This is a genomic window from Massilia sp. CFBP 13721 (genome assembly GCF_014842025.1).
In the GTDB taxonomy this organism is placed as follows: Bacteria; Pseudomonadota; Gammaproteobacteria; order Burkholderiales; family Burkholderiaceae_D; genus Telluria.
Window position 1 is genome coordinate 1 of record NZ_JACYUY010000006.1, and the last position, 26,332, is coordinate 26,332.

A 26,332-nucleotide genomic window follows, 5' to 3' on the forward strand; every position below is an offset into this window, starting at 1 on the left:
GACTTTTAGAAAGCGGACATTTTAACTTTGCCAAAAGCGGACATTTCTAATTTGCCTTTACAGGGTGGGCACTCGTGCCCACGCGGTACCACGGGTGATTGTCGAAACGTCCTAACGATGCCGAAGCAATGTGCAAGCGCCGAACGCGTGGACTCGGGAGTCCACCCTACGTTACGCCGCCGCTGCGGGGAAATCACCCGAACAGGCTCGGCCGCGCCAGCTGCAGTAACAGCTTCTTCACCGGCGCCGGCAGCGCCGCATCCCCGATCGCATCGAGCGCAACCCACACATGCCCTTCCGGTGTCGCGCCACGCCCGGCCAGCGTCACCTTGTGCGGATAGACGTGCAGCTTGTAGTGCGTGAACACGTGCACCAGCGGCAGCAGCGCCTGCACTTCCTCGACTGCGCCGAAGCGTCCCAGGGCAGCGGCCAGCGCGATGCCGCCGTCGCGCGCGGTCTCGATGGCGACGTGGCCGTCGACTTCCGGCAGCGACAGCAAACCGCCCCAGATGCCGCTGCCGGGCCGCTGTTCGAGCAGCACGTCACCGTCGTGCACGACCACCAGCATCTCGGCGCGTTTTTCCGGCGTGGTCTTTTTCGGTTTGCGCACCGGCAGTTCCTCGGTGCGATTGGTGGCGTAGGCCACGCAGCGCGCCTGCAGCGGGCAGCGCGGGCAATCGGGTTTCGAGCGCGTGCACAGCGTCGCGCCCAGGTCCATCAAGCCTTGCGTGTATGCCTCCATACCGTCGTCCGGCAGCAGCGCATCGGCGCGGCGCCACAAGGCGTCTTCGATACGTTTTTCGCCCGGATAGCCGTCGACCCCGAACACGCGCGCGAACACGCGTTTGACGTTACCGTCGAGGATGGCGGCGCGGGTGCCGTTCGAAAACGCGGTGATGGCGGCGGCGGTCGAGCGGCCGATGCCGGGCAGGTCGGCCAGCAGCGCCGGGTCGGCCGGGAATTCGCCGCCATACTCGCGCACCACGCGCACCGCGCAGGCGTGCAGGTTGCGTGCGCGCGTGTAGTAACCGAGTCCGCTCCAGTGCGCCATCACGTCTTCGATCGGCGCGGCGGCGAGGTCGTGCACGGTCGGGAAGCGCTCCAGGAAGCGCGCGTAGTAGCCGAGCACCGCGGCCACCTGCGTCTGTTGCAGCATGATTTCGGACAGCCAGACGCGGTAGGCGTCGCGCGTGTTTTGCCAGGGCAGGGCGTGGCGTCCATGCACGCGCTGCCAGGTGATGACGGCGTGCGAAAAGGTAGGGTCAACCAGTTCGTCGAATTCGGTCAGGCGTTTCAAGCGGCTTCCTTCAGGGATGTGTCGTCCAGCGCCGCCACGACGGCGCTGTTCAGCGCCAGCAGGCGCTGGCGCTGGCGTTCGAGTTCTTGCTGGTTCGATTCGAAGGCGGCGATCTTCTGCTCCAGGCTGTCGGTGGCGTCGTGGATGCGCTGGATCGACGACAGGCGGTGGCGCAGTTGCTCCTTGTGCTGGCGGATCTGCGTCTCCAACGGCACCATCAGCACCTTCAGCCAGGCCTCGACATCGGCATTCGCGGCGCGGAAGGTGCGGCGCACGCTGGAGACGATGGAATCGAAAAAGCGCTCGAGCAGGGTGTTGCGGCTGGTCATGAACAGGATCGCGGTGCCGAACTGTTTGACGTACAGCGCCTCGACCGCCGCGATCTCATCGACGTAGCGGTCCAGCGAAAGCGGCACGGGCGGCGGCAGCGTCAGGCCGTGTTCGGCCGCGAAGCCGCGCAGCAGCGTCTCCATCAGCGTGCCGATCTCCGCTACCTGCTCGCCCGCGGATTCCAGGCTGACGCGGGCATTCTCGAAAAACGCCCGCACCGGCGCGCGCATGCCGGTCGCAAAACGCGAGGCCTGCAGCGCCAGGCGCACGGTCTCGGCCTGGCGCGCGACCGCATCCATGTCGAGCGTCGAATACAGTTCGGTCGACAGGCCGGCAAAGCGCATGCGCGCATCCTGCAGGCGCAGCAGGCCGGCGTCGAAATCCTTCCGTTCGGCCTCGATGCGGCGCATCATGTGCGCCAGCACGTTCTGGTTCTTGCCGCGCAGGCTTTTGAGTTCCTGCATCTGCTCGACCAGGCCGCGTGCGCGCGCCGCCAGTGCGCTCGCCTGCGCCGCATCGAGGGCCGCCAGGTCGTCGCGCAGGGCGCTGCCGAGGATCGCCTTTTTTTGCGGGATCAGGCCATGCAGCAGCGCCGCTTCCAACGCTCCCAGGCGGCTGCGCTCGAACAGGGCCATGTCGCCCTGGATGCGCCCGACCAGCGCCTTGTGCGCCGATACCGGATACACCTGCTCCGGAGCGAGCCCGAGCTGCTGCGCCACGCCGGCCTGCTGGCGCGCGATCTCGGCGTCGTTCTCGGCATCGCTTTTGAGCGCATCCCACATCGCATCGATCTTGTTGAGGACCACGATGCGGCCGGGACCGGCGCCGATATGGGTGCGCCAGACCTCGATGTCGCTGCGCGTGACCCCGGTTTCGGCGGCCAGCACGAACAGCACCGCGTGCGCGTTCGGGATCAGGTTCAGCGTCAGTTCGGGCTCGGTGCCGATCGCGTTCAGGCCGGGTGTATCGAGGATCACCAGGCCCTGTTTCAGCAGCGGGTGCGGCAGGTTGATGATCGCGTGGCGCCACTGCGAAATCTCGATCAAACCGTCGGGGCCGAGCGCGTCCGCCAGCGCGGCGTCTTCCGGATCGTACAGGCCGTAGCGCTGCGCTTCCTCGGGAGGCACGCGGCGCGTCATGCTGACTTGCCGGAAGCTGTCCACCATGCGGTCCGGCGCATCGAGGTCGAGCGGCAGCACGGTCCAGGCGGCTGCATCGTCGCGGTAATCGCTGGTCGACAGCTGGCCCGCGCGCGTTTCGATCGGCAGCAGGCGGATGCAGGGTGCCCAGGCGGCGTCATACAGCAGCTCGGTCGGGCACATGGTGGTGCGGCCGGCCGCGGAGGGGAGGATGCGCTGGCCGTAATCGGCGAAGAAAATCGCGTTGATCAGCTCGGATTTACCGCGCGAGAATTCGGCGACGAAGGCGACCGAGAGGCGGTCATCGCGTACGCGCGTGGCAGCCTGCGCCATGCGCTGCAGCGTTGCGGCATCGGACACGTCGGCGCCGGCGAGTGCGGCGCGGTAGCTCTCCAGCGCGGCAGCAATCGATGCGCGCCAGGCGCCGTAGTCTTGAATGTCTTGCATTGGGTCCGCCTGACGGTTAGTTTGCCTAGCGCTGGCAGGTGGCGCAGTAAAACGTCGACCGCTGCCCCTGCTTGATCTGGCGCACCGGCGCGCCACAGTTTCTGCAAGGCACTCCCGCACGATCATAGACGAAATACGTCTGCTGGAAATAGCCGGATTGACCATTCACGGCAATAAAGTCTTTCAAGGTGCTGCCGCCCTGCACGATGGCCGCCGCCAGGATCTCGCGGATCGCCGCCGCCAGCTTTTCGTAGCGGGCGCGGCTGATGCGGCCGGCCGGCGTCGTCGGGCTGATGCCGGCCTTGAACAGGCTTTCGCAGGCGTAGATATTGCCGACGCCAACGACGATATCGCCCGAGAGCAGCACCTGCTTGATCGGCGCGCTGCGCTTGCGCGTTGCCTTGTACAGCAGCTCGGCCGAGAATTTGTCTTCGAGCGGCTCGACGCCGAGGCCGCGCAGCAGGACGTGGCCGTCGATCTCGCCAGCGTCGACGGCATGCCAGAGCACGGCGCCGAAGCGGCGTGGGTCGTGCAGGCGCAGCACCTGCGACTGGACGCCGTCATTGACGACGAGGTCGAAGTGGTCGTGCTTCTTCAACTCGATACCCGGCGGCAGTACGCGCAAATGGCCCGACATGCCGAGGTGGACGATGAGGGTGCCGCTCTCGAAACCGATGAGCAGATACTTGCCGCGCCGGCCGACCTGCGTGATGCGCTGGCCGACGAGGTCGGTGGCGAGATGGGCCGGAAACGGCCAGCGCAGACCCTCGCGGCGGAACACCACCTGTTCGACCACGCGGCCTTCGAGGTGCGGCGCGACACCGCGCCGGGTCACTTCTACTTCGGGGAGTTCAGGCATGAAAATCTGACAAAATTCTTGTAAATTCGTGTTGGGCTCGCGCACGCGCAACGGGGCTTGGGCGTAGAATCGAACATCATTCCACACATGGACTTGCCTTGAAAAACGCTTTCGTCATTGTAACCCTCTCCGGCTTGCTGTCGGCGTGCGCCGTGGCGCCGCCGGCGCAGCCTGTTGCAGAATCGGCGCAGCTGTCGGCTGAGGCACGAGAGCAGGCGCAAGCCAAGGCCGAACTCGATGCGAAAGCCGAGGCCGGCGCCGAACAGGCACGCCTGCCGAAGGTCGAACTGACGAGCACCTTGCTGAACCAGTTGCTCAAAGCCGAATTCGCCTTCCGCGGCGGCGACTGGCAAGGGCCGTATCTCACCATGCTCAGCCTGGCGCAGCAGACGCGCGACCCGCGCCTGGCACGCCGCGCCGCCGAGATGGCGCTGGCCGCGCGCCAGCCGGAAGACACCCTGGCCGCTGTGCGCCAATGGCGCCAGCTCGACCCGCAATCGGACGAAGCGACGCAGTACTACCTGGGGATGGTTATCCTGTCCGACAATATCTCGGACGCAGAAGAAATTTTCCGCAAGCGCCTCGAAGGCGCGCCGGCGGGGGTGCGCGGCATCGTCCTGTACCAAGTGCAGCAATTGCTCGCGCGGGCCAAGGACAAGGAAGCGGCCGCTGCCATGCTGGAGCGCCTGGTGGCGCCCTACCGCGGCACGCTCGAGGGCCACGTGGTGCTGGCCCAGGGCGCGCTGGCGCGTGGCGACAAGGCCGGTGCCTCCCGCGAGGCACGTGCCGCACTGGCCCTGAAACCCGACTCGGAAATTGCCGTCCTCACGCTGGCCCAGGCCGGCGAAAACGAAGGGCAGGTACGCGAACTGCTGGCGACATTCGTGGCCGCCAATCCGAACGCGCGCGAAGTGCGCGCCGCCCACGCGCGCCTGCTGGTCAACGACAAGCAGTTCGAAGCCGCGCGCAGCGAATTCCTGCTGCTCGACAAGCAGCAGCCGGACAACGTGACCACCCTGTACGCGCTCGGCGTGCTCTCGACCCAGCTGAACGACCCGGGCGGCGCCGAAACCTATTTCACGCGCTTTATCGACGTGCTCGGACGCAACCCGGAAGACGAACGCGATCCCTCGAAAGCTTTATTAATCCTGTCGCAACTGGCCGAGGAGCGCGGCGACATCAAGGCCGCCGTCGGCTGGCTGGATAAACTGCCTGAGGGCGACGAAAAGGCGCTGTTCGGCACCCAGCTGCGCCGCGCCCAATTGCTGGGAAAGGGCGGCGACGTGCCCGCCGCGCGGCGCCTGCTCGCTTCGCTGAAGCCGGGCGAGCCGGCTGCCCAGGCGCAAGTGGCCGCCGCCGAAGCACAAGTGCTGCGCGACGCCGGCCAGGCCGAGCAGGCATTCATCCTGATGCAGGACGCCGCCAAGCGCTTCCCGACCAATCCGGATTTGCTGTACGACTTCGCGCTGCTGGCCGAAAAGACCGGCCACATGGAGGTAATGGAGCAAACCCTGCGCGACGTGATGCGCCTGGCGCCGGATAACCATCACGCCTACAACGCTCTCGGTTATTCGCTGGCCGAGCGCAACGTGCGCCTGGAAGAAGCGCGCGCGCTGATCGAAAAGGCATTGTCCATGGCGCCGGAAGACCCATTCATCATGGACAGCATGGGCTGGGTGCAGTATCGCCTCGGTAACCTCGATGCCGCCGAAGCCCACCTGCGCCGCGCGTATGGCTTGCGCCGCGATCCCGAGATCGCCGTCCACCTGGGCGAGGTGCTGTGGCAGAAGGGCAAGCAGGCCGATGCCCAGAAGCTCTGGCGCGAAGCGCGCGCCAAGGATCCGCAGAACGACACGCTGCGCAGCACGCTGGCGCGCCTGCGACTGTCGCTGTGAAATAATGCAGGATTCACACGGCGGGCGATGCTGCCCGCTGTTTTCATTTTTCAAAGCTGACCAACCGATGCCGATAATCCGCCGTCTTTCCCTCATCGTTCTCGCCGCCGCGCTTTCCGGCTGCGCCACCACCGCCACGCAACCGGGCAGCGCCCCTGGCGCCGCTTCGCCGGTGGCGAGTGTTCCCTACCGCGAGACCATCGAACTGAGCGGCCGCCTGCAAGTGACGTACCAGAAGGATGGCCAGCCGGGCAGCATGAACGGCCCCTTCGAATGGTCGCAGCGCCCGGGCCAGCTCGACGTCGTCTTCCTGAATCCGCTGAAGCAGATCGCCGCCACGATCAATGTGACGCCGCAACAGGCGACCTTTACCGAAGCCGGACGCGCACCGCGCAGCGCCGCCGACCTCGAGTCGCTCACCAAGCAGACGCTCGGCTGGTCGCTGCCCGTCTCCGGCCTGCGCGACTGGCTGCAGGGTTACGCTACCGACGCCTCCGGCCAGCGCGTCGCCGCCTCGTCCGCCAACAACAGCATCTTCACGCAGGATGGCTGGCGCCTGCGCTTCGTCTCCTGGCAGAACGCGAAGGAGGGCGGGCAAATGCCGCGCGAAATCGCCGCCGAGCGCAGCGCCACGGCCGCGGCCGACGAGCTGGCGATCCGCATCATCCTCGATCCTGCAGCATGAGCACAATGAGCACTGCGTCGCTCCACAATTGCCCGGCCCCGGCCAAGCTGAACCTGTTCCTGCACGTGGTCGGCCGCCGCGCCGATGGCTATCACTTGCTGCAAAGCGTCTTTCAACTGATCGAGCGCGGCGATACGCTGCATTTCGACCTGCGCGACGACGGCCGCATCCGCCGCACCAACGACGTGCCCGGCGTGCCGGAAGCATCCGACCTGATCGTGCGCGCGCTGGGGCGCCTGGCCGATGCGTATCAAAGGCGCCACGGCCGCGCCGCTCCCGGCATCGACGTTACGATCGACAAAATCCTGCCGATGGGAGGCGGGCTCGGCGGCGGTTCGTCGGATGCGGCCACCGCCCTGATGGCGGCGAATCATTTGTGGCAAGCCGGCTTCAGCGATGCCGAGCTGATGGAAATCGGCCTGCCGCTGGGGGCCGACATTCCCTTTTTTATTTATGGCCAGACGGCCTTCGTCGAGGGCGTGGGGGAGGCGATGCAGCCGATTGCCGGGCCCGATTGCTGGTACGTCGTGATCGAACCGGGCGTCTCGGTACCGACGCCTGCAATTTTTACTGCTGAGGATTTGACGCGCGACACGAAGCCCATTACAATAGCGGACTTTCCTGCAGCACATTTAATAAATGAGTTCGGGAAAAATGATTTGCAAGCAGTGGCGTCCCGTTTGTTTCCGCCGGTAGCACAGGCGATCGAATGGCTGGGGCAATACGGAGCGGCAAGGATGACTGGTTCGGGAGCGTGCGTATTTTGCGCGGTACCGGATGAAGCGCAGGCGGATCGGGTGGTTGGACAAGTTCCTTCAATCTGGCGCGCGTGGAAAGCCCGGTCCCTGCAGCGACATCCGATGAAATCGCTCTTGCAAAACACTGAGTTGTAGAATAAAATTTTGCCTGTTGCAGGATTTGACGATGAGTTGAATGCTTCAGCAAGCTGTAAGTTGCGTAGGGGAATCGCCAAGCTGGTTAAGGCACCGGATTTTGATTCCGGCATACCAAGGTTCGAATCCTTGTTCCCCTGCCATTCGTTTTGTCCGGTCTGTCGATGCCAGTGCGTCCAGCGGATAATCCGGGCGAACCGCTCTCGCGGTCGAGCCTTTTAAGCGCATAATCAGCCGGTACACCCGGCTGATTGTTTTTCAAAGTATCAACGCTCTTCTCTCAGGACTCCCATGGCTTACGAAAACCTGATGGTTTTTACCGGCAACGCTAATCCGGCGCTGGCAGAAGGGGTCGCAAAAAGCCTCGGTATTCCCCTCGGTAAAGCAGTCGTCTCGAAATTCTCGGACGGCGAAGTCATGGTCGAAATCAACGAGAACGTGCGCGGCAAGGATGTCTTCGTCCTGCAGTCGACCTGTGCTCCGACCAACGACAGCCTGATGGAAATCATGCTGATGGTCGACGCCCTCAAGCGCGCATCGGCAGGCCGCATCACCGCCGCCATTCCTTATTTCGGTTACGCCCGCCAGGACCGCCGCCCACGCTCGGCGCGTGTCGCGATCTCGGCCAAGGTCGTTGCCAACATGCTCGAAGAAGCCGGCGTCGAGCGAGTCCTGATCATGGACTTGCACGCCGACCAGATCCAGGGTTTCTTCGACATCCCGGTCGACAACATCTACGCGTCGCCGCTGCTGCTGGGTGACCTGCAAAAGCGCAACTACGACGACCTGCTGGTCGTCTCGCCGGACGTCGGCGGCGTGGTGCGTGCCCGTGCGCTGGCCAAGCGCCTCGGCTGCGACCTGGCGATCATCGACAAGCGCCGCCCAAAGGCGAACGTGTCGGAAGTCATGAACATCATCGGCGAAGTCGAAGGCCGTAACTGCGTCATCATGGATGACATGGTCGACACCGCCGGCACCCTGACCAAGGCTGCCGAAGTGCTCAAGGAGCGCGGCGCCAAGAAAGTGGTCGCGTATTGCACGCACCCGGTGTTGTCGGGTCCTGCGATCGAGCGCATTTCGAATTCTCCGCTGGACGAGCTGGTCGTGACCGACACGATTCCGCTGAGCGAAGCCGGCCGTGCCTGCGGCAAGATCCGCCAGCTGACCTGTGCGCCGCTGCTGGCCGAAACCTTTAAGCGTATCGTCAAGGGCGACTCGGTCATGTCGCTGTTCGTCGACTGATCAGAAGCTGTCCTGACAACGGCGCGTGGGGCTCTCAGCCCGACGCGCCGTTGTGCCGTTTCAAGCCGTTTTTAGCTGTAAATGGATTTTTCTTGAGTGCGTAATCAGCGCTCAGCCAAGCCAGCCCCTGGTCGCGGGGGCGGCACAAACCGGGAAATCGGGCGGATATCTTCCGCATGCGATCCCAAACTTATGGAGTTTCACATGAAAGTAGTTGCATTCAACCGCACCCTGCAGGGCACCGGAGCGAGCCGCCGCCTGCGCAAGGCTGGCCAGACCCCAGGCATCATCTACGGTGGCGCCGCTGCCCCGGTCCTGATCGCCCTGGACGGCAACGCCCTGTGGCACGCGCTCAAGAAAGAAGCTTTCCACGGTTCCGTGCTGGACCTCGAAATCGAAGGCCAGACCCAGCAAGTCCTGCTGCGCGACTTCCAGATGCACGCATACAAGCAACTGGTTCTGCACGCTGACTTCCAGCGCGTCGATGCATCGCAGCCGATCCACACCAAGGTCGCCCTGCACTTCATCAACGCCGAGACCTCGCCAGCCGTCAAGCTGAGCAGCGCTGTCATCTCGCACGTGCTGAACGAGTTGGACGTGTCCTGCCTGCCAGGCCAGCTGCCAGAGTTCATCGAAGTCGACCTGGGCAACCTGGAAGCCGGTGGCTCGATCCACGTCAACGACCTGCAGCTGCCAGCCGGCGTGACCGCACTGACCCATGGCCAGAACCTGACCATCGTCACCTCGTCGATCCCACGCGGCGCCGTTGCCGCTGAAGCGACCGAAGAGAAGAAGTAATTTGGATGAGGAAAAGTATCTCAGCCCCCGCTCGCGCGGTTGCTGAGAGACCGCCTGTCCAGAACCCGCCGCGCGCAAGCCGGCGGGTTTTTTCATTTCCGCCGCCCGCGCATTTCCGTATAAGCGATAATCCTCCTTTTCCTGACGCGACCGCTATGTCCATCCGCCTCATCGTCGGCCTCGGCAACCCTGGCCCCGACTACGAACAAACCCGCCACAATGCCGGCTTCTGGCTGGTCGACAACCTCGCCAACAGTCTGCCGGGGTGCCGCCTGCAGCGCGAAAGCCGTTTCAACGCCATGATGGCGAAGACGAGCATCGCCGGCAACGAAGTCTGGCTGCTCGAGCCGCTGACCTTCATGAACCGTTCCGGCCAGTCGGTCGGCGCGCTGGCGCGCTTTTATAAAATCAATTCGGACGAAGTGCTGGTCGTGCACGACGAACTCGACCTGATGCCGGGCGTGGCCAAACTCAAAAAGGGCGGTTCCTCGGGCGGTCACAACGGGCTGAAGGACATCACCGCGGCGCTGGGCACCCAGGAATACTGGCGCCTGCGCCTCGGCATCGGCCACCCGCGCACCCTGGGCCTGAACCAGGGCGTGGCCGACTTCGTGCTGCACCGCCCGCGCAAGGACGAACAAAGCCTGATCGAGGAATCGATCGACAAGGCCCTGCGCATCATTCCGCTCGCCGTCGACGGCAAGCTCGACACGGCGACGATGCAGCTGCATACCGCCTGAGCATTTGCAGCCTTACCGCGCGCCCGGACGCACCAGCCCGCGCGCGAACACGTCATCGGCGATCCGGCGTGCCAGCGCAGTGCCTTCTTCCTTGTCGAAGCGCCAGTGCACGCCGAGATAGATGCGGCTTTGTCCGTTTTCCTCTTCCGCCTGCGAGAGCGACGCGAAGCTGCGCGGCAGGCGTGGCCGTACGTGTCCGCTGCTGTCGCGCGTGATGCCGCTGAATTCGTCGGATACAAACGTAAACGGGACGGCGTCGCCGTACAGCCGGCGCAGCATGTGGAAGGTTGCACTGCCCAGGGCGGCATGACCTGATACATAGGCGGGGAAGGGCGGCGTGAAATCCGGCCCGGTGAGGTTGCTGGCCGGTGAACCCAGCGGCGTCCAGTGCGGGTCGCCCAGCGTGGCGGGATTGCCGTCCCCGAGCCCGGTCGGGCCGGTGCCGGGATCGGCTTCGCGGATCGCCGTGACCGGGCGCCAGAAATCGTAGGTGTACTTGCTCTGCCAGACGGCGATGGTGGTGTCGGCGATCGCCACGTTCACCAGCGCCAGCACGCGCGCCAGCTCGAGCGGATCGGCGCAGCGCGCCAGCGCCAGTTGCATGGCGATCTGGTTGTACAGGCGCGGCCGCGTACCGACCCAGGCAGTGCCGTCGTAGCCCCAATAAATGCCGGCGACAGTTTGCTCGCGCGTACGCCTGGTCGGCGTGCGCACGCCGTCGCCGCCGAGCGCTTTTACTTCGGCGAAGGCGCGCGCATAGGCCTCGCTGGCCAGTGCGGGTGGCGGGGGTGCCTGGTAGCGGATCGGCGAGGGCAGGACGAACGGCCTGGCGTCGCCCCAGTAGGCGCCGAGCGCGATCGGAACCCGGCTGACCGGATCGGGACGCCAGGCGCCTGGTGCATTCGAGACCTGGTAGTCGACCCCCACCACCGGCTCGCCATAATAAACGCCGTCCGCGGCGCGCAATGCCAGGATGGCCGCCGCGGCACGGCGCCCGATGTCGATGCCGTCGCGCCTGGCCCGGTCGTCCGGCAGGCGCGCCAGGTCGGCCTGCAGCCAGGCGCTGAACCGGGCGGCCTGGCGCGGATAGAGCGCAACGAGCGTGTCGTGCGCCGCCTGCGCGATGGCGGCGTCTTGCGAGCTGCTCCCGAATGCGGGCAAGGCGCCGCTGTAGCCCGGGTAACGTTTCACGATGGCGTTGAGCGCGTCGTAGACGGCGAGCTGGACGATGGCGAGGACGCGGCTGGTGCGCGTTGGACCAAGCTGTTCCGGCATGAGGGCAGGGCCGGCGCCGGCGTAGGGCGGCGTGTGGTCGACGGCAATCGCGCGCAGGGCCACCTCGTTCCAGTAGGCCAGCCGCGCCTTGGCGTTCGGCCCCGCCGGCGGCTGATAGCGCGGCGGGAGTTCACGCGTGCCCGGCTGGGTGAGGTATTCAGCCATGCCTGCAGGCGGGCGCGGGCCCGGGCGATACGGCTGGGCTGCGGCGATACTCATGAACAAGGGAACGAACAGACTGCAGAACAACAGCGCAATGCGGGGCTTCATGGTGATCCTCCAGTCGACGAATGCAGGTTCGATATTGCTGCGCCCGGCTCGAAGCGGCGCCTACACTGCAGTGCAGCAGCCATCTCATCCAGCGTAAGAATGGCTGAGTAAAAAGACAAGCACGACGGCGCCAAGGTTTGATATCGCCCAGCCTGGATTCTGTGCTGCATTAAAGTGCTCGGCGCCATTCTTTCTGCTGGGTTACTACTTGCGGACGGATAGCCCCTGCACGCCCCCAAGCCTCCTGCGATAATGGAACGCATGAGTGCACTTTCCTTTCACGCCGGCCCGCGCGCGCTGGCCCGGATCCGCGCGCACGGCTTGCGCGCCGCCGACGTCGCCGTCATTCCCGCCGCCGCCGGCGGTCCCAAGGGCCTGATCTTCCAGGCGCTCGACCAATACGTGTTCGGCGAATGGCTGCCCCAGAGTCCACGCGAGCGCACCCTGATCGGTTCCTCGATCGGCGCCTGGCGCATGGCGGCCGCGTGCCAGCGCGACCCGGTGCGCGCTTTCGCCCGCCTGGGCGAGCTGTACGCTGGCCAGCGCTACACCAGCACCAAGCCAAGCACCCAGCAGATCAACGAGGTGGTGCAGGGCTTGCTGCACGCTTTCGTGAGCGGCCACGAGGACGATATTTTGAGCCACCCGCAGCACCGCCTGCACCTGCTGGCCGTGCGCGGCAAGGGAGCGCTTGCCGAACCCGCGCACCGGCGCGCCGAGATGCGCGGTTTCGCGGCGGCGGCGCTGACCAATTTTGCATCACGCGCGCGCCTGGGGCGCCTGCTGGAACGGGTCGTGATCGGCGACGCCCGTGCGCCCGCTGCTTGGTTGCGCGAGGAATTCGACGGTTTTACCACGCACTTCTCCACGCTCACGAGAAATAACCTGGCCGCCAGCCTGCTCGCCTCGGGCACGCTGCCGCTGATCATGCAGCCCGTCACCGGCATCACGGGCGTGCCGCCCGGACACTACTGGGATGGCGGCATCATCGACTACCACCTGGCGCTGCCCTACGCCCGTCTCGAGCAAGACGAGCCGGACGCGATCGTGCTGTATCCGCATTTTAACGAGCACATCGTGCCGGGCTGGCTCGACAAGGCGATGCCGTGGCGCCGCTGCGCGCGCGGACCGAACCGCGGCTGGCTCGACAACGTACTGATCGTCGCGCCCACGCCCGCCTTCATTAAAACGCTGCCGCGCGCCAAGCTGCCGGACCGTAGCGACTTTAAATTTTATGGGCTCGACCACGATGCGCGCATCCGCGCCTGGTCGCAGGCGATGGGGGAGGGGCAGCGCCTGCGCGACGAGCTGGCGGCGTTTATTGCGAAGCCGGACCTGGCGCGCCTGCGCGCGATCTGAGGCCGAGCGGGACGGCGCCGCGACTGTTGCGCTGCGCCTGTTTTTGCGGCATGCGGCGGCATCCGCGGTTACAATACGGGGTTACGAGCTGCGCTACCGCGCTCACCACCATCGAATGAAAGAATTCCCATGAGTCTCCAATGCGGCATCGTCGGCCTGCCCAACGTCGGTAAGTCCACCCTGTTCAATGCGCTGACCAAGGCCGGCATTCCGGCCGAAAACTATCCGTTCTGCACCATCGAACCGAACGTCGGCGTGGTCGAAGTACCGGACCCGCGCATGCAGGCGCTGGCCGACATCGTCAAGCCGGAGCGCGTGGTGCCGGCGATCGTCGAATTCGTCGACATCGCGGGCCTGGTGGCCGGCGCCTCGAAAGGCGAGGGCCTGGGCAACCAGTTCCTGTCGCACATCCGCGAAACCGACGCCATCGTCAACGTGGTGCGCTGCTTTGAAGACGACAACGTGATCCACGTGGCCGGCAAGGTCAGCCCGATCGACGACATCGAAGTCATCCAGACCGAGCTCGCCTTGGCCGACATGGGCGCCGTCGAAAAGGCGATCCACCGCGAAAACAAGAAGGCGCGTTCGGGCGACAAGGATGCAGCGAAACTGGTCGCCATCTGCGAACGCCTGCTGCCGCATCTGAACGAAGGCCAGCCAGTGCGCACGATGGGCCTGGACGCCGACGAGATGGCACTGATCAAACAACTGTACCTGATCACGGCCAAGCCGGCGATGTACGTGGCCAACGTCTCGGACACGGGTTTTACCAACAACCCGATGCTCGACCAGCTGACCGAGTTCGCGAAGAAGCAGAACGCCCCGATCGTCGCGATCAGCGCCTCGATCGAGTCGGAAATCGCCGACCTCGACGACGCCGACAAGGCCGCCTTCCTGGGCGACATGGGCATGGAAGAACCGGGCCTCGACCGCCTGATCCGCGCCGCCTACAAGCTGCTCGGCCTGCAGACCTATTTCACCGCCGGCGTCAAGGAAGTACGCGCCTGGACGGTAAAAGTCGGCGCCACTGCCCCGCAAGCGGCCGGCGTGATCCACACCGACTTTGAACGCGGCTTCATTCGCGCGCAGACCATTTCGTATGACGATTACATCGCGTACAAGGGCGAGGCGGGTGCGAAGGAAGCGGGCAAGATGCGGGCTGAGGGCAAGGAATACGTCGTCAAGGATGGGGATGTGTTGAATTTCTTGTTCAACGTCTAATCGCATTCCGCCGGCGCCGTTGTTCCGCGCCAGCATCGACAAAGCCCGCCGCGTGCGGGCTTTTTTTGCGTCTGTAGTGGCGGTGGCGCGAACACCGTGCGTCATCAAGGTGACATACTGCCCCGCTATTCTGCGCCTCCATGAACGCGGCATTTGCCGCGGCACGAACTTGCAACCATGGAGAAATACATGACCCCGACCCCCGAACTGTCCCGCCGCCGCCTGCTGCGCATGCTCGGCGCCGCCCCGATGCTGCCATTGGGAAGCGTGGCTGCCGCCTCGCTGTTGACCGCCTGCGGCGGCGGCAACGACGATCCAGCCCCGGCGGCGCCAGTCGCCACCCTCGGCTCGGTCACCTTCAGCTCGATGGCCGCACCGAACCTGGCGAATGCCGCCGCGATGGCGACCAACACGGTCGGCTCGACGATGAGCGTGAATTTCAGCGACAGCAGCAAGCTCGATTTCAAGCTCGCCTACCAACCCTTCTTCATCACCGGTGACATGGTCCCCAACGGCAGCGGCGGCACGACCCTGGCCGGCGGCTACTACGACATCCGCAACCAGCCGATCGTCGACACTACCGTGCCGGGCAAGGAACGCCACTTCTTCTCGGACGCGCCGGACGGCACCTCGCTGCTCACCGTGCCGAACGCCAGCGTGGCGGGCGTGAAGGGCAAGCCGGTGTTCGCGGTGGTCCAGTTCGAGTACACGACCTTCGCCCAGGACGGCAAGACCGGCATGTACGGCCGCCTGCCGTCGCCGATCGGCGTACTCACGCTCGACCAGGACCAGGCCACCGGCAAGCTCACCTTGGTGAAATACCATAACGTCGACACCTCGAGCGTCGAGGGCCTGTGGATCACCTGCGGCGCCAGCCTTTCGCCGTGGGGCACGCACCTGTCGAGCGAGGAATACGAGCCGAACGCGTTCACCGCCGCCAGTGATGCCCAGTTCAAGGCCTTCAGCAAGAATTTGTATGGCAGCGAGACGACGGCCAACCCCTACCACTACGGCCACCTGCCGGAAGTGACGGTCAACCCGGACGGTACCGCCTCGATCAAGAAGCACTACTGCCTGGGCCGCATCTCGCACGAGCTGGTGCAGGTGATGCCGGACCAGCGCACGGTGCTGATGGGCGATGACGCCACCAACAGCGGCTATTTCGTGTTTGTCGCCGACCGGGAAAAGGACCTGTCGAGCGGCACCCTGTACGTGGCCAAGGTCGGCGCCGGCTTCTCGCTTGATCCGGCAGCCACGGCCGCGCCGCTCACCTGGATCAAGCTCGGTTCCGCCACCAGCGCCGAGATCCGCGCGCTGGCCGTGTCGATCAAACCGCTCGACATCATGGACGTGCGCACCACCGACCCGCAAGACCCGACTTTTACCAAAGTGGCGGCAAATGGCGCCATCGAATGGATCAAGCTGAAACCGGGCATGGAAAAGGCGGCCGCCTTCCTCGAAACCCACCGCTACGCAGTCCTGGTAGGCGCGTCGATGGGCTTTACCAAGATGGAAGGCACGACCGTCAACGCCAAGGACAAGATCGCCTACTCGGCGCTGCAGAACTGCCAGAGCTCGATGGTGGCGGGGAATGCGCTGAACGTGGCCGGCAACGGCGTCTCGATTCCGAAGGCGCTGAATGCCGGCGCGGTGATGGCCCTGAAACTGGCCGGCGGCCAGAAGGATCTGGCGGGTGCGGCGATCAACAGCGAGTGGATGCCGGTCGATTTGAAGGCCCTCCTGACCGGTGAGGACATCACGGCCGACGCCCTCGGCAACACGGCGAACCCGGACCGCATCGGCAATCCGGACAACCTGAAATTCTCGGAAAAGATGCGCACGCTGTTCATCGGCGAAGACAGCGGCCAGCACGTCAACAACTTCCTGTGGGCCTATAACGTCGACACCAAGGTGCTGGCGCGCGTGATGTCGATTCCGGCCGGCGGCGAATCGACCGGGCTGCATGCGGTCGATGAGCTCAATGGCTGGACCTACATCATGAGCAACTTCCAGCATGCGGGCGATTGGGGCGGGATCCACAACGTGGTCAAGGGCACGCTCGATCCGCTGGTGCGGGCGAATTACAAGGACAAGTTCGGGGCGGCCGTCGGGTATCTGACGGCGGAGTTGAGCCAGACGAAGTTGGCCAAAGCGTGATGTCCGACCACGCGTCATCGTTGTCGGCGAGGGCGCGTGGTCATTGATGGTGTAACGCGTGGAGTCGGGACTCCACCCTACGTATACCTGAGTTCGTAGGGTGGAGGGGGGCGCCGAGCCTCCTGACTCCACGTGTTTTAAGAGTGGCATCCACGCGGCCCATGCGATACTGTCGCCCTCATGCCCACGCTCACCCACCTCATCCTCTACCCGATCAAATCCTGCGCCGCCATGCCGGTCGACGAGGCCATCGCCACCGTCTCCGGCCTGTCCGCGCTGGGCGTACACGACCGCGAATGGATGCTGGTCACACCTGACGGCCAGTTCCTGACCCAGCGCGAATTCCCGCGCATGGCGACGATTGTGCCGCGCGTCGACGGCGATGCCCTCGTCGTCAGCGCGCCCGCCATGGCGCCGCTGCGCCTGCCGCTGGCGCAGGCTGCAAACCGCACGCTGCGCGTGCAGATCTGGGACGACCTAATCGACGCCATCGACTGCGGCGATGCAGCGTCCGCCTGGTTCGGGCAAGTGTTGCACACCACCTGCCGCCTGGTACGCTTCCGCCCCGATGCGGCGCGTCCGACCAGCGAAAAGTGGACCGGCGGCGCGCCATCGGCGGCCCGTTTCGCCGATGCCTACCCGCTGCTGCTGATCGGCCAGGCCGCGCTCGACGACATCAACGCGCGCATGTTTGCCGCCGGCCGTGACGCGCTGCCGATGGACCGCTTCCGCCCGAACCTGGTGGTCGACGGCACCGATCCGTTCGAGGAGGATTACACCGAATCCTTCGCGGCGGACGGCATCGTCATCCAACCCGTCAAACCCTGCGCGCGCTGTCCGATTCCGGCGATCGACCAGGCGACAGGTATTCCCGGCCCGGACCCGCTCGACATCCTGCAAAGCTGGCGCACCAAGGCCGTGCTCGACGGCGCCGTGTGCGTCGGCATGAACTGCATCGTGGCGGATGGGGCAGGGCGCCGCTTGCGCCGCGGGCAGCAACTCGCCGTCAGCCTGTCGTTTTAAGGCAGCGCCGAGGGCGGCGCTGGCGAAAAAATCGGCAATCCCGTTCTCAAGCGTGGGAAAGTCACGTAATGTAACGGGTATTGCTGAAAGGAATTCCCATGCACCCGCCGGATGCCGCTGTGTCGCCCCATACCTATGACCAGCGCGACCTCGTCGCCGAGAACGAAGCCCTGCGTGCGCAGGTCGGCTATGTCATGGAGCAGGCGCAGCGCAACCACGAGATCATGTGCCGCCACCAGGCCTTCGACCTGGAAATCGTCGGGGCATCGAACTTTCCGCAACTGGTCGGCACCATCTTCCGCCTGCTGCCCGTCATTTCCGACCTCGACAGCGTGACCCTGGTGCTGGTCGACACCGACGCCGACATCTATACCGTCATGCACAAGCTGGGCATCGACTTCGAGACGCTGCCCGACCTGCTGTTCTGCGAGCATGCGGTGGAACTCGGCTTCGACCTCGAGCGCGCGCGGCCGCGCCTGGAACCCTACGCGCATGCCGAACACCGCTCGATGTTCCCGCACCCGCCCGCGGGGCTGCAAAGCGTGGCTCTGGTGCCGCTGCTGCGTAATAAACGCCTGATCGGCAGCCTGAACCTGGGCAGCCGCGACATCGAGCGCTTCACGCCGGCGCTGGGCACCGACTTCGTCGAGCACATGGCCTCGATCATCGCAATCTGCCTGGAAAACGTGATCAGCAACGAGATGCTGAAATACATCGGGCTGACCGATCCGCTGACCGGCATCTATAACCGCCGCTACATCGACCGCCGCCTGGTCGAGGAGATCGCACGGGCGCGGCGCCAGGACTACCGCATCTCCTTCATGTTCATCGACGTCGACCACTTCAAGCAGGTCAACGACAGCATCGGACACCAGGCCGGCGACGACGTGCTGCGCGAAGTGGCGGCGCGCATCAAGATGGAATTGCGCCTGTCCGATGCCCTGGCGCGTTTTGGTGGCGAAGAATTCGTGGTGCTGCTGATCGACGCCGACCTGGCGGCGGCGGCCATCGTCGCCGACCGCATCCGCGCGGGCGTGGCCGATAAGCCGTTCGACCTGGCGGGCGGGCAGTGCCTGGACGTGTCGGTGTCGATCGGTGTCGCCGTGCTCGATGACTATGCGCGTGACCATGCGATCGAAGGTGTGGCACAGCAGCTGGTGGCGTCGGCGGATGCGGCGCTGTACCAGGCGAAGGAAACGGGACGGAACCGGGTCGTGACGGCAGAGTGAAATAAAATTTCATTCTTTACACGCTAGTGAAATATTCTTTCATGTAGGAACGTCGTGTCATCGGCGGCGGCCAACACAGATCATGCATTCGCGTGGGCACAGGGGCGCCCACCCTACAACACCGTTCGCGCAGACCCGTAGGGCGGACGGCTCCACCCGGATACCTGAATAGCGCTAACTGTGACGCCGCCCACGCGTTCAAGCGGCAGGGGCATACCGTGCAGCTGTTCTGGCGCACGTTGAACGCGTGGGCGGCGTCGTCGCCAGCTCGCAGGTGGAGCCGTCCACCCTACGGCCCTCCGGCACATTTCACATCACCGCACCTATCACAACAACCGTCCCTCCGCCCGCGTCACCGCATCACCCGACCCGCGCAGCACCACCACGTCCCCCGCCTGCAGCACCGTCCCCGGCACCGGCTCGATACGCACCCGCGCGCGCCGGATGCCGCTCACTTCCGCTTCCAGTTCGTCCAGCCCGAGTTCGTCGATGCGGCGGCCGACTGCCTGCGCTTCTTCGTTGAGCACCACCGAATGCAGGCGCACGTACATGTGCTCGGGGTCGTCGACGACGTCGCTGGCGCCGTGAAAATAGCCGCGTAGCGATGCATAGCGTTCGTCGCGTGCGCTCTGCACGCGGTGCACCACGCGCCGCAGCGGCACCCCGACCACGACCAGCGCGTGCGAGGCCAGCATCAGGCTGCTCTCGAGCGCTTCCGGCACCACCTCCGTTGCCCCGGCCTGGCGCAGCAGTTCCAGGTCGCTGTCGTCGTGGCTGCGCACGATCACCGGCAGCGAAGGCGCCAGCTCGTGCACCAGGTGCAGCACTTTCAAGGCCGCGCGTGTGTCGGCAAACGTAATGACCAGGGCACTGGCGCGGTTGATGCCGGCCGCGATCAGCGCTTCGCGGCGGCCGGCGTCGCCGTAACTCACGCTCGATCCGGCCGCCTGCGCTTCCTGCACCCGCTCCGGGTCCAGGTCGAGCGCGTACCAGGGCAGCTTTTCGTCGGAGAGCAGGGTGGCCACGCTTTGCCCGCTGCGCCCGAAGCCGGCGATGATCACGTGCTTTTGCGCCGCCATCGTGCGGCTCGCCAGTTGCGTCAATTGCAGCGACTGCATCATCCATTCGTTGGCCGCGATCTTCATCACGATCTGGTCCGACTTGGCGATGACGAAAGGCGCCACCAGCATCGACAGCACCATCGACGCCAGTACCAGCTGCATCAGGAACGGATCGATCAGGTTCGAACCCGAGGCCATGTTCAGCAGCACGAAGCCGAATTCGCCCGCCTGCGCCAGGGCCAGGCCGGTGCGCATCGCCACGCCGTCGCTTGATCCGAACATCTTCGCCAGCGCAGCGATCAGCGCGAACTTCAGCAGCACCGGCACGGCCAGCAGCAGGAGCACCAGCCACCAGTTCTGCAGCACCAGCCGCATGTTGAGCAGCATGCCGATGGTGATGAAGAACAGCCCGAGCAGCACGTCGCGGAAGGGCTTGATGTCTTCCTCGACCTGGTGCTTGAACTGGGTTTCCGAGATCAGCATGCCGGCGACAAAGGCGCCCAGCGCCAGCGACAGGCCGGCGCGCTCGGTGATCCAGGCCGCGCCCAGCGTCACCAGCAGCAGGTTCAGCATGAACAGCTCTTGCGAGCGCCGCTTGGCCACCAGCGTGAACCAGCTGCGCATCAGCTTCTGGCCGAAGAACAGCAGCAGCGCCAGCACCGCCGCCGCTTTGACGCCGGCCCAGGCCAGTGTCTTGACCAGGTTTTCCGGGTCTTTCGCCAGCGCCGGAATCAGGATCAGCAGCGGCACCACGGCCAGGTCCTGGAACAGCAGGATGCCGATGATGCGCCGTCCGTGTTCGCTTTCCAGTTCCAGCCGTTCGGTCAGCAATTTGACGACAATCGCCGTGGACGACATGGCCAGCGCGCCGCCCAGCGCAAAGGCAGCCTGCCAGCCGATGTGCAACTGCGGCGCCCACATGGCGAGCACCAGGCCGCCGATGACTGTCGCGACGATTGTCAGCACCACCTGCGCCAGCCCCAGGCCGAACACGATGCGCCGCATCGCGCGCAATTGCGCCAGCGAGAACTCGAGGCCGATCGAGAACATCAGGAACACCACGCCGAATTCGGCCAGCGCGTGGGTCGAATGGGTTTCGGCCGCCAGGCCCAGCGCGTGCGGGCCGATCAGCACGCCGACGGCGAGGTAGCCCAGCATCGGCGGCAGGTGCAGGCTGCGGAATACGACCACGCCGAGAACGGCGCTGCCGAGCAACAAAAGGGTCAGTTCGAGGCCGGATGCCATACGATGAAGGTACTTTCTACGAACGGAGCGTTGTTCGATACGTCTGGCAAGTTTTTTGCTTTCGCAATTCGTTTATACTTCTGGAATGAGTGTAACCGATGAAAAAACAATGCTGAACAGTTTTGACGAGAACCAGGCGGGGCGCATATTGACGCTGGCCCGCGAGACCCTCGCGATCGAAGCCGAGGCCATTCAAGCGCTGCACGCACGGCTCGATGCCGACGACAGCCTGGTGCGGGCAGTGGCCGTGCTGTACGCCTGTACCGGCCGCGTGGTCGTGTCGGGCATGGGCAAGTCGGGCCATATCGCGCGCAAGATCGCGGCCACGCTGGCCTCGACCGGCACGCCGGCGATGTTCGTGCACCCGGGCGAAGCCGCGCACGGCGACCTCGGCATGGTGACCGCGCAGGACGTTTTCATCGCCATCTCGAATTCGGGCGAATCGTCGGAGCTGATGGACATCCTGCCTGTGGTGAAGCGCATGGGCGCGCCGCTGATCGCCATGACCGGCAAGCCGCAATCGCGCCTGGCGCTGCTGGCCGACGTCCACCTCGACATCTCGGTTGCCAAGGAAGCCTGCCCGATGAACCTGGCGCCGACCGCCAGCACCACCGTGACGCTCGCCATGGGCGACGCCCTGGCCGTGGCCCTGCTCGATGCGCGCGGTTTTCGCGAAGAAGACTTCGCGCGTTCGCATCCGGGCGGCGCGCTGGGACGGCGCCTGCTGACCCACGTGCGCGACGTGATGCGTAGCGGCGACGCGATTCCCGCCGTGACCCCGGACACCCCGCTGACGCGCGCGCTGCTGGAGATCAGCCAGAAAGGCATGGGCATGACCGCCGTGGTCGACCCGGACTTCAAGCCGCTCGGCGTGTTCACCGACGGCGACTTGCGCCGCCTGATCGAGCGCGTGCAGGATTTTTCCAATCTCACCATCCGCGACGTCATGCACGTCGGCGCGCGCACCGTCCACCCCGAGCAGCTGGCGGTCGACGCGGTGGCGATCATGGAAGAATTCCGCATCAACCAGATGCTCGCGATCGACGAGAAAGGCGTGCTGGTCGGCGCCCTGCACATCCATGACCTGACCCGGGCAAAGGTGATCTGATGAACCCTTCACTTACCCCACTGGCCCACGTCGAACGCGCCGCGCGCGTCAAGGTCATGATCTTCGACGTCGACGGCATCCTTACCGACGGCAGCCTGACCTACGGTCCGGACGGCGAGATTACCAAGACCTTCCACGTCCTCGATGGCCTCGGCATTCAGCTGCTGCAAAAGACCGGCGTGGAAACCGCCATCATCAGCGCCCGTAAGTCGCCGATCGTGCTCGCGCGTGCGAAAGACCTGGGCATCACCCATGTGTGGCAGGGCTTCCACGACAAGCGCATCGCGTTCGCCGAGTTGCTGGCGCAGCTGAACCTCACGGCCGAGCAGTGCGGCTACATCGGCGACGACGTGATCGACATGCCGCTGCTCAGTAAAGTCGGCTTTGCCGTGACGGTGCCGAGCGGGCATCCGGAAGTGCAGCACCGCGCGCACTACGTGACCAAAGCTGGCGGCGGGCGCGGCGCGGTGCGCGAAGTATGCGACCTGGTGATGCGTGCCCAGGGTACCTACGAGCAGGCGCTTGCGCCGTATTTTGCTTGAAGCGAGCAAGGGCATGGCGACCTACGTGAACAAACGCACCGCGCACCGCTGGCGTACGCTGGCGCTGATGCTGACGGCGGTGTTCTTCGCCTTCGGCAGCTTCTGGCTGCTGCAGGCATTCGATTCCGACGACGGGCCGGGTGTGGCAGCCAACCTGAGCGAGCCGGACTACATCGTCGAGAACTTCAGTTTCGTGCGCATGACGGAAAACGGCGTGCCGCGCTACGTCATGTCCGGCGCACGCCTGGCGCACCATCCGGACACCGACGTCTCGGAAGTCACGCGGCCGGTCGTCGAGAGCATGGCGCCGGAGCGTCCGCGCATGACCATGCATGCCGACCGCGGCCAGGTCTACCATGGCGAAAATCGCGTCGAGCTGATGGGCAAGGTCGACATCAAGCGCCCGGCCACGCCGAAGAGCGAGGCGCTGCACGCGCGCACCGAAGCACTGACCGTGCTGGTCGACGACGAGATCGTCAAGACCAGCCGTCCGGTCCAGATGACGCTGGGCGCCGCCACGGCGCACGGGGTCGGCCTGGTGGCGGAGAATCCAACCCAGAAGCTGCACCTCGGCGGACGCGGCCAGATCGTCTATCCGCCGCGCCAGGCGCGCGCACCCAACCGCGCACCCAACCAATAACAGGAACGAGCACCTATGAAAAAACGCATTCACAACATGCTTGCCGCCGCCTTCGTTGCGCTGCTGTCGCTGGTGCCGGCCCATGCCGAGCGCGCGGATTCGCTCAAGCAGGCCGTCATCAATTTCGATTCGCTCGACGTCGACGAAGTCACGCAGACGCGCATCCTGACCGGCAACGTGATCCTCACGCGCGGCACGCTGACCCTGAAGTCGGACCGTGCGCTGGTCAAGGAAACGCCGGAAGGGTACATGAATGTGACCCTGACCTCGGGTGCGGGCCGGGTCGCCACCTTCCGCCAGAAGCGCGACGGCGGCCCCGACCTGTGGATGGAAGGGCAGGGCGAGCGCATCGAATACGACGAGCGCCAGGAAGTAGTAAAACTGTTCTCGAAAGCGATCGTGCGCCAGCTCGAAAACGGCCGCCTGACCAACGAACTCGATGGCGCCTACATCTCCTACGACAGCCGCCGCGAAGTGGCGACCGTGCGCAACGACGCCAGCGGCGAGAGCAAGGTGGGCGGCGGGCGCGGCACCCTGATCATCGCGCCGCGGCGCGCACCGGCAGCGGCCGCTGGTTCTACCCCGGCGACGCCGGCAGCAGGAAAGAAATAATGAAAGATGCACCTGACAGCCGCAGCACCCTCGTCGTCCGGGGCCTGCAGAAAAGCTACGGCAAGCGCCTGGTCGTGCGCGACGTCTCGCTCCAGGTGGGCTGCGGCGAAGTCGTCGGCCTGCTCGGGCCCAACGGCGCCGGCAAGACCACCTCGTTCTACATGATCGTCGGCCTGGTGCCGTCCGACGCCGGCACCATCGAGATCAACGGTGCCGACATTTCGAGCTTGCCGATCCACCGCCGCGCGGTGATGGGCCTGTCGTACCTGCCGCAGGAAGCCTCGGTCTTCCGCAAGCTGACGGTGGAAGACAATATCCGCGCCGTGCTCGAGCTGCAGCACGACGAGAACGGCAAGTCGCTCACCAAGGCGGCGATCAACGAGCGCCTGGACTCCCTGCTGGCCGAACTGCAGATCGAGAAGCTGCGCGAAAACCCTGCGCTGTCGCTGTCGGGCGGCGAACGGCGCCGCGTCGAGATCGCGCGCGCACTGGCGACCAATCCGCGCTTCGTGCTGCTCGACGAACCGTTTGCCGGCGTCGACCCGATCGCGGTGATCGAGATCCAGCGCATCGTGCGCTTCCTGAAGGAGCGCGGCATCGGCGTCCTGATCACCGACCACAATGTGCGCGAGACGCTCGGCATCTGCGACCGCGCCTACATCATCAACCAGGGCGCCGTGCTGGCGTCGGGACGCCCCGACGACATCATCGCCGACGAGTCGGTACGGCGCGTCTACCTGGGCGAACACTTCCGCATGTAAGAAGAACCACACCGCGCCATGAAACAATCCCTGCAACTCCGGACCTCGCAGCACCTGGCGCTCACGCCGCAGCTGCAGCAGTCGATCCGCCTGCTGCAGCTGTCCACGCTCGAACTGCACCAGGAGATCGAGCAGATCCTGTCCGACAATCCCCTGCTCGAACGGCTCGACGATCCGCTCGACCACTCGGTGCGTCTGCTGGCGGACGGCGCCATCAACGATGCGCCGGCACAGGCGCCCGACGCGCCGGCGCCAAACGGCGAAGACGCGCCCGCGCCTCTTGAGGCGGGCGATGGCGGCGAAGGCGGCGACGTCGAACGCGGCGAACCCGATGCCGACTGGGGAGAAGGCGCACGCACCTCCAGCGGCGAGAACGACGACGACGGCCGTCCGCAGCTGGGCGCCATCGGCGTCACCTTGCGCGAACACCTGACGGAACAGATCCGCGTCACCGGCGTGACGGCGCGCGACCGCGCCCTGGCCGAACTGGTGATCGACGCCATCGACGACAACGGCTACCTGGAAGAGCAGCTCGACGAGATCCACGCGCGCTTGCCGGAAGAGCTCGAAGTCGAGATCGACGAACTGCGCTGCGCGCTGGCGCTGGTGCAAAGCCTCGACCCGGTCGGCGTCGGTGCGCGCAGCGCGGCCGAATGCCTGGCGCTGCAAATTCGCAGCATGCCCGGCGTGCCGCTGGTGACGCGGCGCATGGCGCTGAAAATCGTCGAGGGCTACCTGACCTGGTTCGCGCAGCGCGAATTCAACAAGCTGAAAAAGGCGCTCGACTGCGACGACGAAGACCTGCGCGAAGCGCAAGCCGTGATCCGCCAGTGCAATCCGCACCCCGGCGCGGCCTTTGCGTCGAGCACCTCGGACTATGTCGTTCCGGACGTTATTGTCCGCAAGACGGCATCCGGCTGGAGCGTCGCGCTGAACAATGAAGTGATGCCGCGCCTGCGCGTGAACAACGTCTACGCCAACCTGCTCAAGGGCGGCAAGGGCGAGGGGCAGATGAGCGCGCAGCTGCAGGAAGCGAAGTGGCTCATCAAGAACATGCGCCAGCGCTTCGATACGATCCTGCGTGTGTCACAGGCAATTGTGGAGCGCCAGAAGAACTTTTTCAGCCATGGCGCGGTTGCCATGCGTCCCCTTGTGCTTCGCGAGATTGCTGATACACTGGGTCTGCACGAGAGCACCATTTCTCGCGTAACAACTCAGAAATTCATGCTGACCCCGCACGGCATGTTTGAGTTGAAGTATTTCTTCGGAAGCCATGTTGCCACCGAAGCGGGGGGCGAAGCATCGTCGACGGCGATACGGGCGCTCATTGCGCAGCTGACAGGAGCAGAGGACCCAAAGAACCCATTATCCGATAGCAAGATCGCGGAAATGCTCGGTGAACAAGGCATGGTCATTGCGCGTCGCACGGTAGCAAAATACCGCGAGGCGCTCAAGATACCTCCCGTCAGTCTCCGCAAATCCTTGTAACAGCGGCTCCCGCGTG

At 65.2% G+C, this 26,332-nt stretch carries 22 protein-coding genes and 1 tRNA gene; 18 read left to right on the top strand and 5 right to left on the bottom strand.

Annotated features, from left to right (window positions below):
* Positions 1-193: 193 nt before the first annotated feature.
* The 3 genes from mutY to mutM are packed head-to-tail and all read right to left on the bottom strand — an operon-like array spanning position 194 to position 4,072.
* Positions 194-1,297: an A/G-specific adenine glycosylase gene (gene mutY / locus IFT60_RS07325; RefSeq protein WP_192051158.1), complete on the bottom strand. Its 1,104-nt coding sequence runs from the start codon at positions 1,295-1,297 to the stop codon at positions 194-196.
* Positions 1,294-3,213, bottom strand: coding sequence for a dynamin family protein (locus IFT60_RS07330; RefSeq protein ID WP_192051160.1), 1,920 nt, complete (start codon positions 3,211-3,213; stop codon positions 1,294-1,296). The genes mutY and IFT60_RS07330 overlap by 4 nt, the downstream gene beginning before the upstream one ends.
* Before the next feature lie 25 nt (positions 3,214-3,238).
* Positions 3,239-4,072: a bifunctional DNA-formamidopyrimidine glycosylase/DNA-(apurinic or apyrimidinic site) lyase gene (gene mutM, locus IFT60_RS07335; RefSeq protein ID WP_192051163.1), complete on the bottom strand. Its 834-nt coding sequence runs from the start codon at positions 4,070-4,072 to the stop codon at positions 3,239-3,241.
* 98 nt (positions 4,073-4,170) lie between these two features.
* Between mutM and IFT60_RS07340 the strand changes: the two genes are divergently transcribed.
* The 7 genes from IFT60_RS07340 (at position 4,171) to pth (ending at position 10,325) form a co-directional block, all read left to right on the top strand.
* A complete protein-coding gene (locus IFT60_RS07340) occupies positions 4,171-5,967 on the top strand; it encodes a tetratricopeptide repeat protein (protein ID WP_192051165.1) in 1,797 nt (598 codons plus the stop codon).
* Positions 5,968-6,034: 67 nt separating this feature from the next.
* Complete coding sequence (locus IFT60_RS07345) at positions 6,035-6,652, top strand: outer membrane lipoprotein LolB (RefSeq protein ID WP_192051167.1); 618 nt, start codon at positions 6,035-6,037, stop codon at positions 6,650-6,652.
* A gap of 5 nt (positions 6,653-6,657) precedes the next feature.
* Positions 6,658-7,545: a 4-(cytidine 5'-diphospho)-2-C-methyl-D-erythritol kinase gene (ispE, locus tag IFT60_RS07350; RefSeq protein ID WP_192051510.1), complete on the top strand. Its 888-nt coding sequence runs from the start codon at positions 6,658-6,660 to the stop codon at positions 7,543-7,545.
* A gap of 66 nt (positions 7,546-7,611) precedes the next feature.
* Positions 7,612-7,688, top strand: a tRNA-Gln gene (locus IFT60_RS07355).
* 148 nt (positions 7,689-7,836) lie between these two features.
* Positions 7,837-8,787, top strand: a complete 951-nt coding sequence (locus IFT60_RS07360) for a ribose-phosphate pyrophosphokinase (protein ID WP_056345247.1) — start codon at positions 7,837-7,839, stop codon at positions 8,785-8,787.
* Positions 8,788-8,991: 204 nt separating this feature from the next.
* Complete coding sequence (locus IFT60_RS07365; protein WP_192051169.1) at positions 8,992-9,585, top strand: 50S ribosomal protein L25/general stress protein Ctc; 594 nt, start codon at positions 8,992-8,994, stop codon at positions 9,583-9,585.
* Positions 9,586-9,740: 155 nt separating this feature from the next.
* Positions 9,741-10,325, top strand: a complete 585-nt coding sequence (gene pth / locus IFT60_RS07370; RefSeq protein ID WP_192051172.1) for an aminoacyl-tRNA hydrolase — start codon at positions 9,741-9,743, stop codon at positions 10,323-10,325.
* Positions 10,326-10,337: 12 nt separating this feature from the next.
* Here the strand turns inward: pth and IFT60_RS07375 are convergent, their stop codons facing one another.
* A complete protein-coding gene (locus IFT60_RS07375; protein WP_192051174.1) occupies positions 10,338-11,870 on the bottom strand; it encodes a vanadium-dependent haloperoxidase in 1,533 nt (510 codons plus the stop codon).
* Between the two features lie 261 nt (positions 11,871-12,131).
* Here IFT60_RS07375 and IFT60_RS07380 point away from each other — a divergent pair, with 261 nt between their 5' ends.
* The 5 genes from IFT60_RS07380 to IFT60_RS07400 all read left to right on the top strand — a co-directional run bounded on the left by IFT60_RS07380 (position 12,132) and on the right by IFT60_RS07400 (position 18,859).
* Positions 12,132-13,229 (top strand): patatin-like phospholipase family protein, encoded by a 1,098-nt coding sequence (locus IFT60_RS07380; protein WP_192051175.1) that lies wholly within the window; start codon positions 12,132-12,134, stop codon positions 13,227-13,229.
* A 129-nt stretch (positions 13,230-13,358) separates the two neighbouring features.
* The gene (gene ychF / locus IFT60_RS07385) at positions 13,359-14,450 is read left to right on the top strand and encodes a redox-regulated ATPase YchF (protein WP_192051177.1); all 1,092 of its coding nucleotides are present in this window, start codon (positions 13,359-13,361) and stop codon (positions 14,448-14,450) included.
* Between the two features lie 189 nt (positions 14,451-14,639).
* Entirely contained in the window at positions 14,640-16,607 is a 1,968-nt protein-coding gene (locus tag IFT60_RS07390) for a PhoX family protein (RefSeq protein WP_192051179.1), read from the top strand.
* A gap of 180 nt (positions 16,608-16,787) precedes the next feature.
* Positions 16,788-17,630 carry an MOSC domain-containing protein gene (locus tag IFT60_RS07395; RefSeq protein WP_192051182.1) on the top strand — a complete coding sequence of 281 codons (843 nt, stop codon included), beginning with the start codon at positions 16,788-16,790 and terminating at the stop codon, positions 17,628-17,630.
* A 98-nt stretch (positions 17,631-17,728) separates the two neighbouring features.
* A complete protein-coding gene (locus IFT60_RS07400; protein ID WP_192051184.1) occupies positions 17,729-18,859 on the top strand; it encodes a GGDEF domain-containing protein in 1,131 nt (376 codons plus the stop codon).
* A 326-nt stretch (positions 18,860-19,185) separates the two neighbouring features.
* On the opposite strand, the gene IFT60_RS07405 is transcribed toward IFT60_RS07400, so the two are convergent.
* Positions 19,186-21,165 (bottom strand): monovalent cation:proton antiporter family protein, encoded by a 1,980-nt coding sequence (locus IFT60_RS07405; protein ID WP_192051187.1) that lies wholly within the window; start codon positions 21,163-21,165, stop codon positions 19,186-19,188.
* 85 nt (positions 21,166-21,250) lie between these two features.
* Between IFT60_RS07405 and IFT60_RS07410 the strand changes: the two genes are divergently transcribed.
* Genes IFT60_RS07410 through IFT60_RS07435 form a run of 6 tightly spaced genes read left to right on the top strand, consistent with a single transcriptional unit; the run spans position 21,251 to position 26,316 of the window.
* A complete protein-coding gene (locus IFT60_RS07410) occupies positions 21,251-22,273 on the top strand; it encodes a KpsF/GutQ family sugar-phosphate isomerase (RefSeq protein WP_374000636.1) in 1,023 nt (340 codons plus the stop codon).
* Positions 22,273-22,815 carry a KdsC family phosphatase gene (locus IFT60_RS07415; RefSeq protein WP_192051192.1) on the top strand — a complete coding sequence of 181 codons (543 nt, stop codon included), beginning with the start codon at positions 22,273-22,275 and terminating at the stop codon, positions 22,813-22,815. Before IFT60_RS07410 ends, IFT60_RS07415 begins: the two co-directional genes overlap by 1 nt.
* 25 nt (positions 22,816-22,840) lie before the next feature.
* Entirely contained in the window at positions 22,841-23,455 is a 615-nt protein-coding gene (gene lptC, locus IFT60_RS07420; protein WP_374000634.1) for an LPS export ABC transporter periplasmic protein LptC, read from the top strand.
* Positions 23,456-23,470: 15 nt separating this feature from the next.
* A complete protein-coding gene (gene lptA, locus IFT60_RS07425) occupies positions 23,471-24,067 on the top strand; it encodes a lipopolysaccharide transport periplasmic protein LptA (protein WP_192051194.1) in 597 nt (198 codons plus the stop codon).
* A complete protein-coding gene (lptB, locus tag IFT60_RS07430) occupies positions 24,067-24,828 on the top strand; it encodes an LPS export ABC transporter ATP-binding protein (RefSeq protein ID WP_192051196.1) in 762 nt (253 codons plus the stop codon). The genes lptA and lptB overlap by 1 nt, the downstream gene beginning before the upstream one ends.
* 18 nt (positions 24,829-24,846) lie before the next feature.
* Positions 24,847-26,316 carry an RNA polymerase factor sigma-54 gene (locus IFT60_RS07435; RefSeq protein WP_192051199.1) on the top strand — a complete coding sequence of 490 codons (1,470 nt, stop codon included), beginning with the start codon at positions 24,847-24,849 and terminating at the stop codon, positions 26,314-26,316.
* Positions 26,317-26,332 lie beyond the last annotated feature (16 nt).

Excerpts from the sequence above, each read along its gene's own strand:
- mutM (WP_192051163.1), bottom strand. The coding sequence starts at position 4,072 with ATGCCTGAACTCCCCGAAGTAGAAGTGACCCGGCGCGGTGTCGCGCCG.
- IFT60_RS07435 (WP_192051199.1), top strand. The coding sequence starts at position 24,847 with ATGAAACAATCCCTGCAACTCCGGACCTCGCAGCACCTGGCGCTCACG.
- IFT60_RS07400 (WP_192051184.1), top strand. The coding sequence starts at position 17,729 with ATGCACCCGCCGGATGCCGCTGTGTCGCCCCATACCTATGACCAGCGC.
- IFT60_RS07415 (WP_192051192.1), top strand. The coding sequence starts at position 22,273 with ATGAACCCTTCACTTACCCCACTGGCCCACGTCGAACGCGCCGCGCGC.
- IFT60_RS07410 (WP_374000636.1), top strand. The coding sequence starts at position 21,251 with ATGAGTGTAACCGATGAAAAAACAATGCTGAACAGTTTTGACGAGAAC.
- pth (WP_192051172.1), top strand. The coding sequence starts at position 9,741 with ATGTCCATCCGCCTCATCGTCGGCCTCGGCAACCCTGGCCCCGACTAC.
- IFT60_RS07365 (WP_192051169.1), top strand. The coding sequence starts at position 8,992 with ATGAAAGTAGTTGCATTCAACCGCACCCTGCAGGGCACCGGAGCGAGC.
- ispE (WP_192051510.1), top strand. The coding sequence starts at position 6,658 with ATGAGCACTGCGTCGCTCCACAATTGCCCGGCCCCGGCCAAGCTGAAC.
- IFT60_RS07375 (WP_192051174.1), bottom strand. The coding sequence starts at position 11,870 with ATGAAGCCCCGCATTGCGCTGTTGTTCTGCAGTCTGTTCGTTCCCTTG.
- IFT60_RS07360 (WP_056345247.1), top strand. The coding sequence starts at position 7,837 with ATGGCTTACGAAAACCTGATGGTTTTTACCGGCAACGCTAATCCGGCG.
- IFT60_RS07395 (WP_192051182.1), top strand. The coding sequence starts at position 16,788 with ATGCCCACGCTCACCCACCTCATCCTCTACCCGATCAAATCCTGCGCC.
- IFT60_RS07380 (WP_192051175.1), top strand. The coding sequence starts at position 12,132 with ATGAGTGCACTTTCCTTTCACGCCGGCCCGCGCGCGCTGGCCCGGATC.
- IFT60_RS07390 (WP_192051179.1), top strand. The coding sequence starts at position 14,640 with ATGACCCCGACCCCCGAACTGTCCCGCCGCCGCCTGCTGCGCATGCTC.
- IFT60_RS07345 (WP_192051167.1), top strand. The coding sequence starts at position 6,035 with ATGCCGATAATCCGCCGTCTTTCCCTCATCGTTCTCGCCGCCGCGCTT.
- IFT60_RS07330 (WP_192051160.1), bottom strand. The coding sequence starts at position 3,213 with ATGCAAGACATTCAAGACTACGGCGCCTGGCGCGCATCGATTGCTGCC.
- IFT60_RS07405 (WP_192051187.1), bottom strand. The coding sequence starts at position 21,165 with ATGGCATCCGGCCTCGAACTGACCCTTTTGTTGCTCGGCAGCGCCGTT.
- lptB (WP_192051196.1), top strand. The coding sequence starts at position 24,067 with ATGAAAGATGCACCTGACAGCCGCAGCACCCTCGTCGTCCGGGGCCTG.
- ychF (WP_192051177.1), top strand. The coding sequence starts at position 13,359 with ATGAGTCTCCAATGCGGCATCGTCGGCCTGCCCAACGTCGGTAAGTCC.
- lptA (WP_192051194.1), top strand. The coding sequence starts at position 23,471 with ATGAAAAAACGCATTCACAACATGCTTGCCGCCGCCTTCGTTGCGCTG.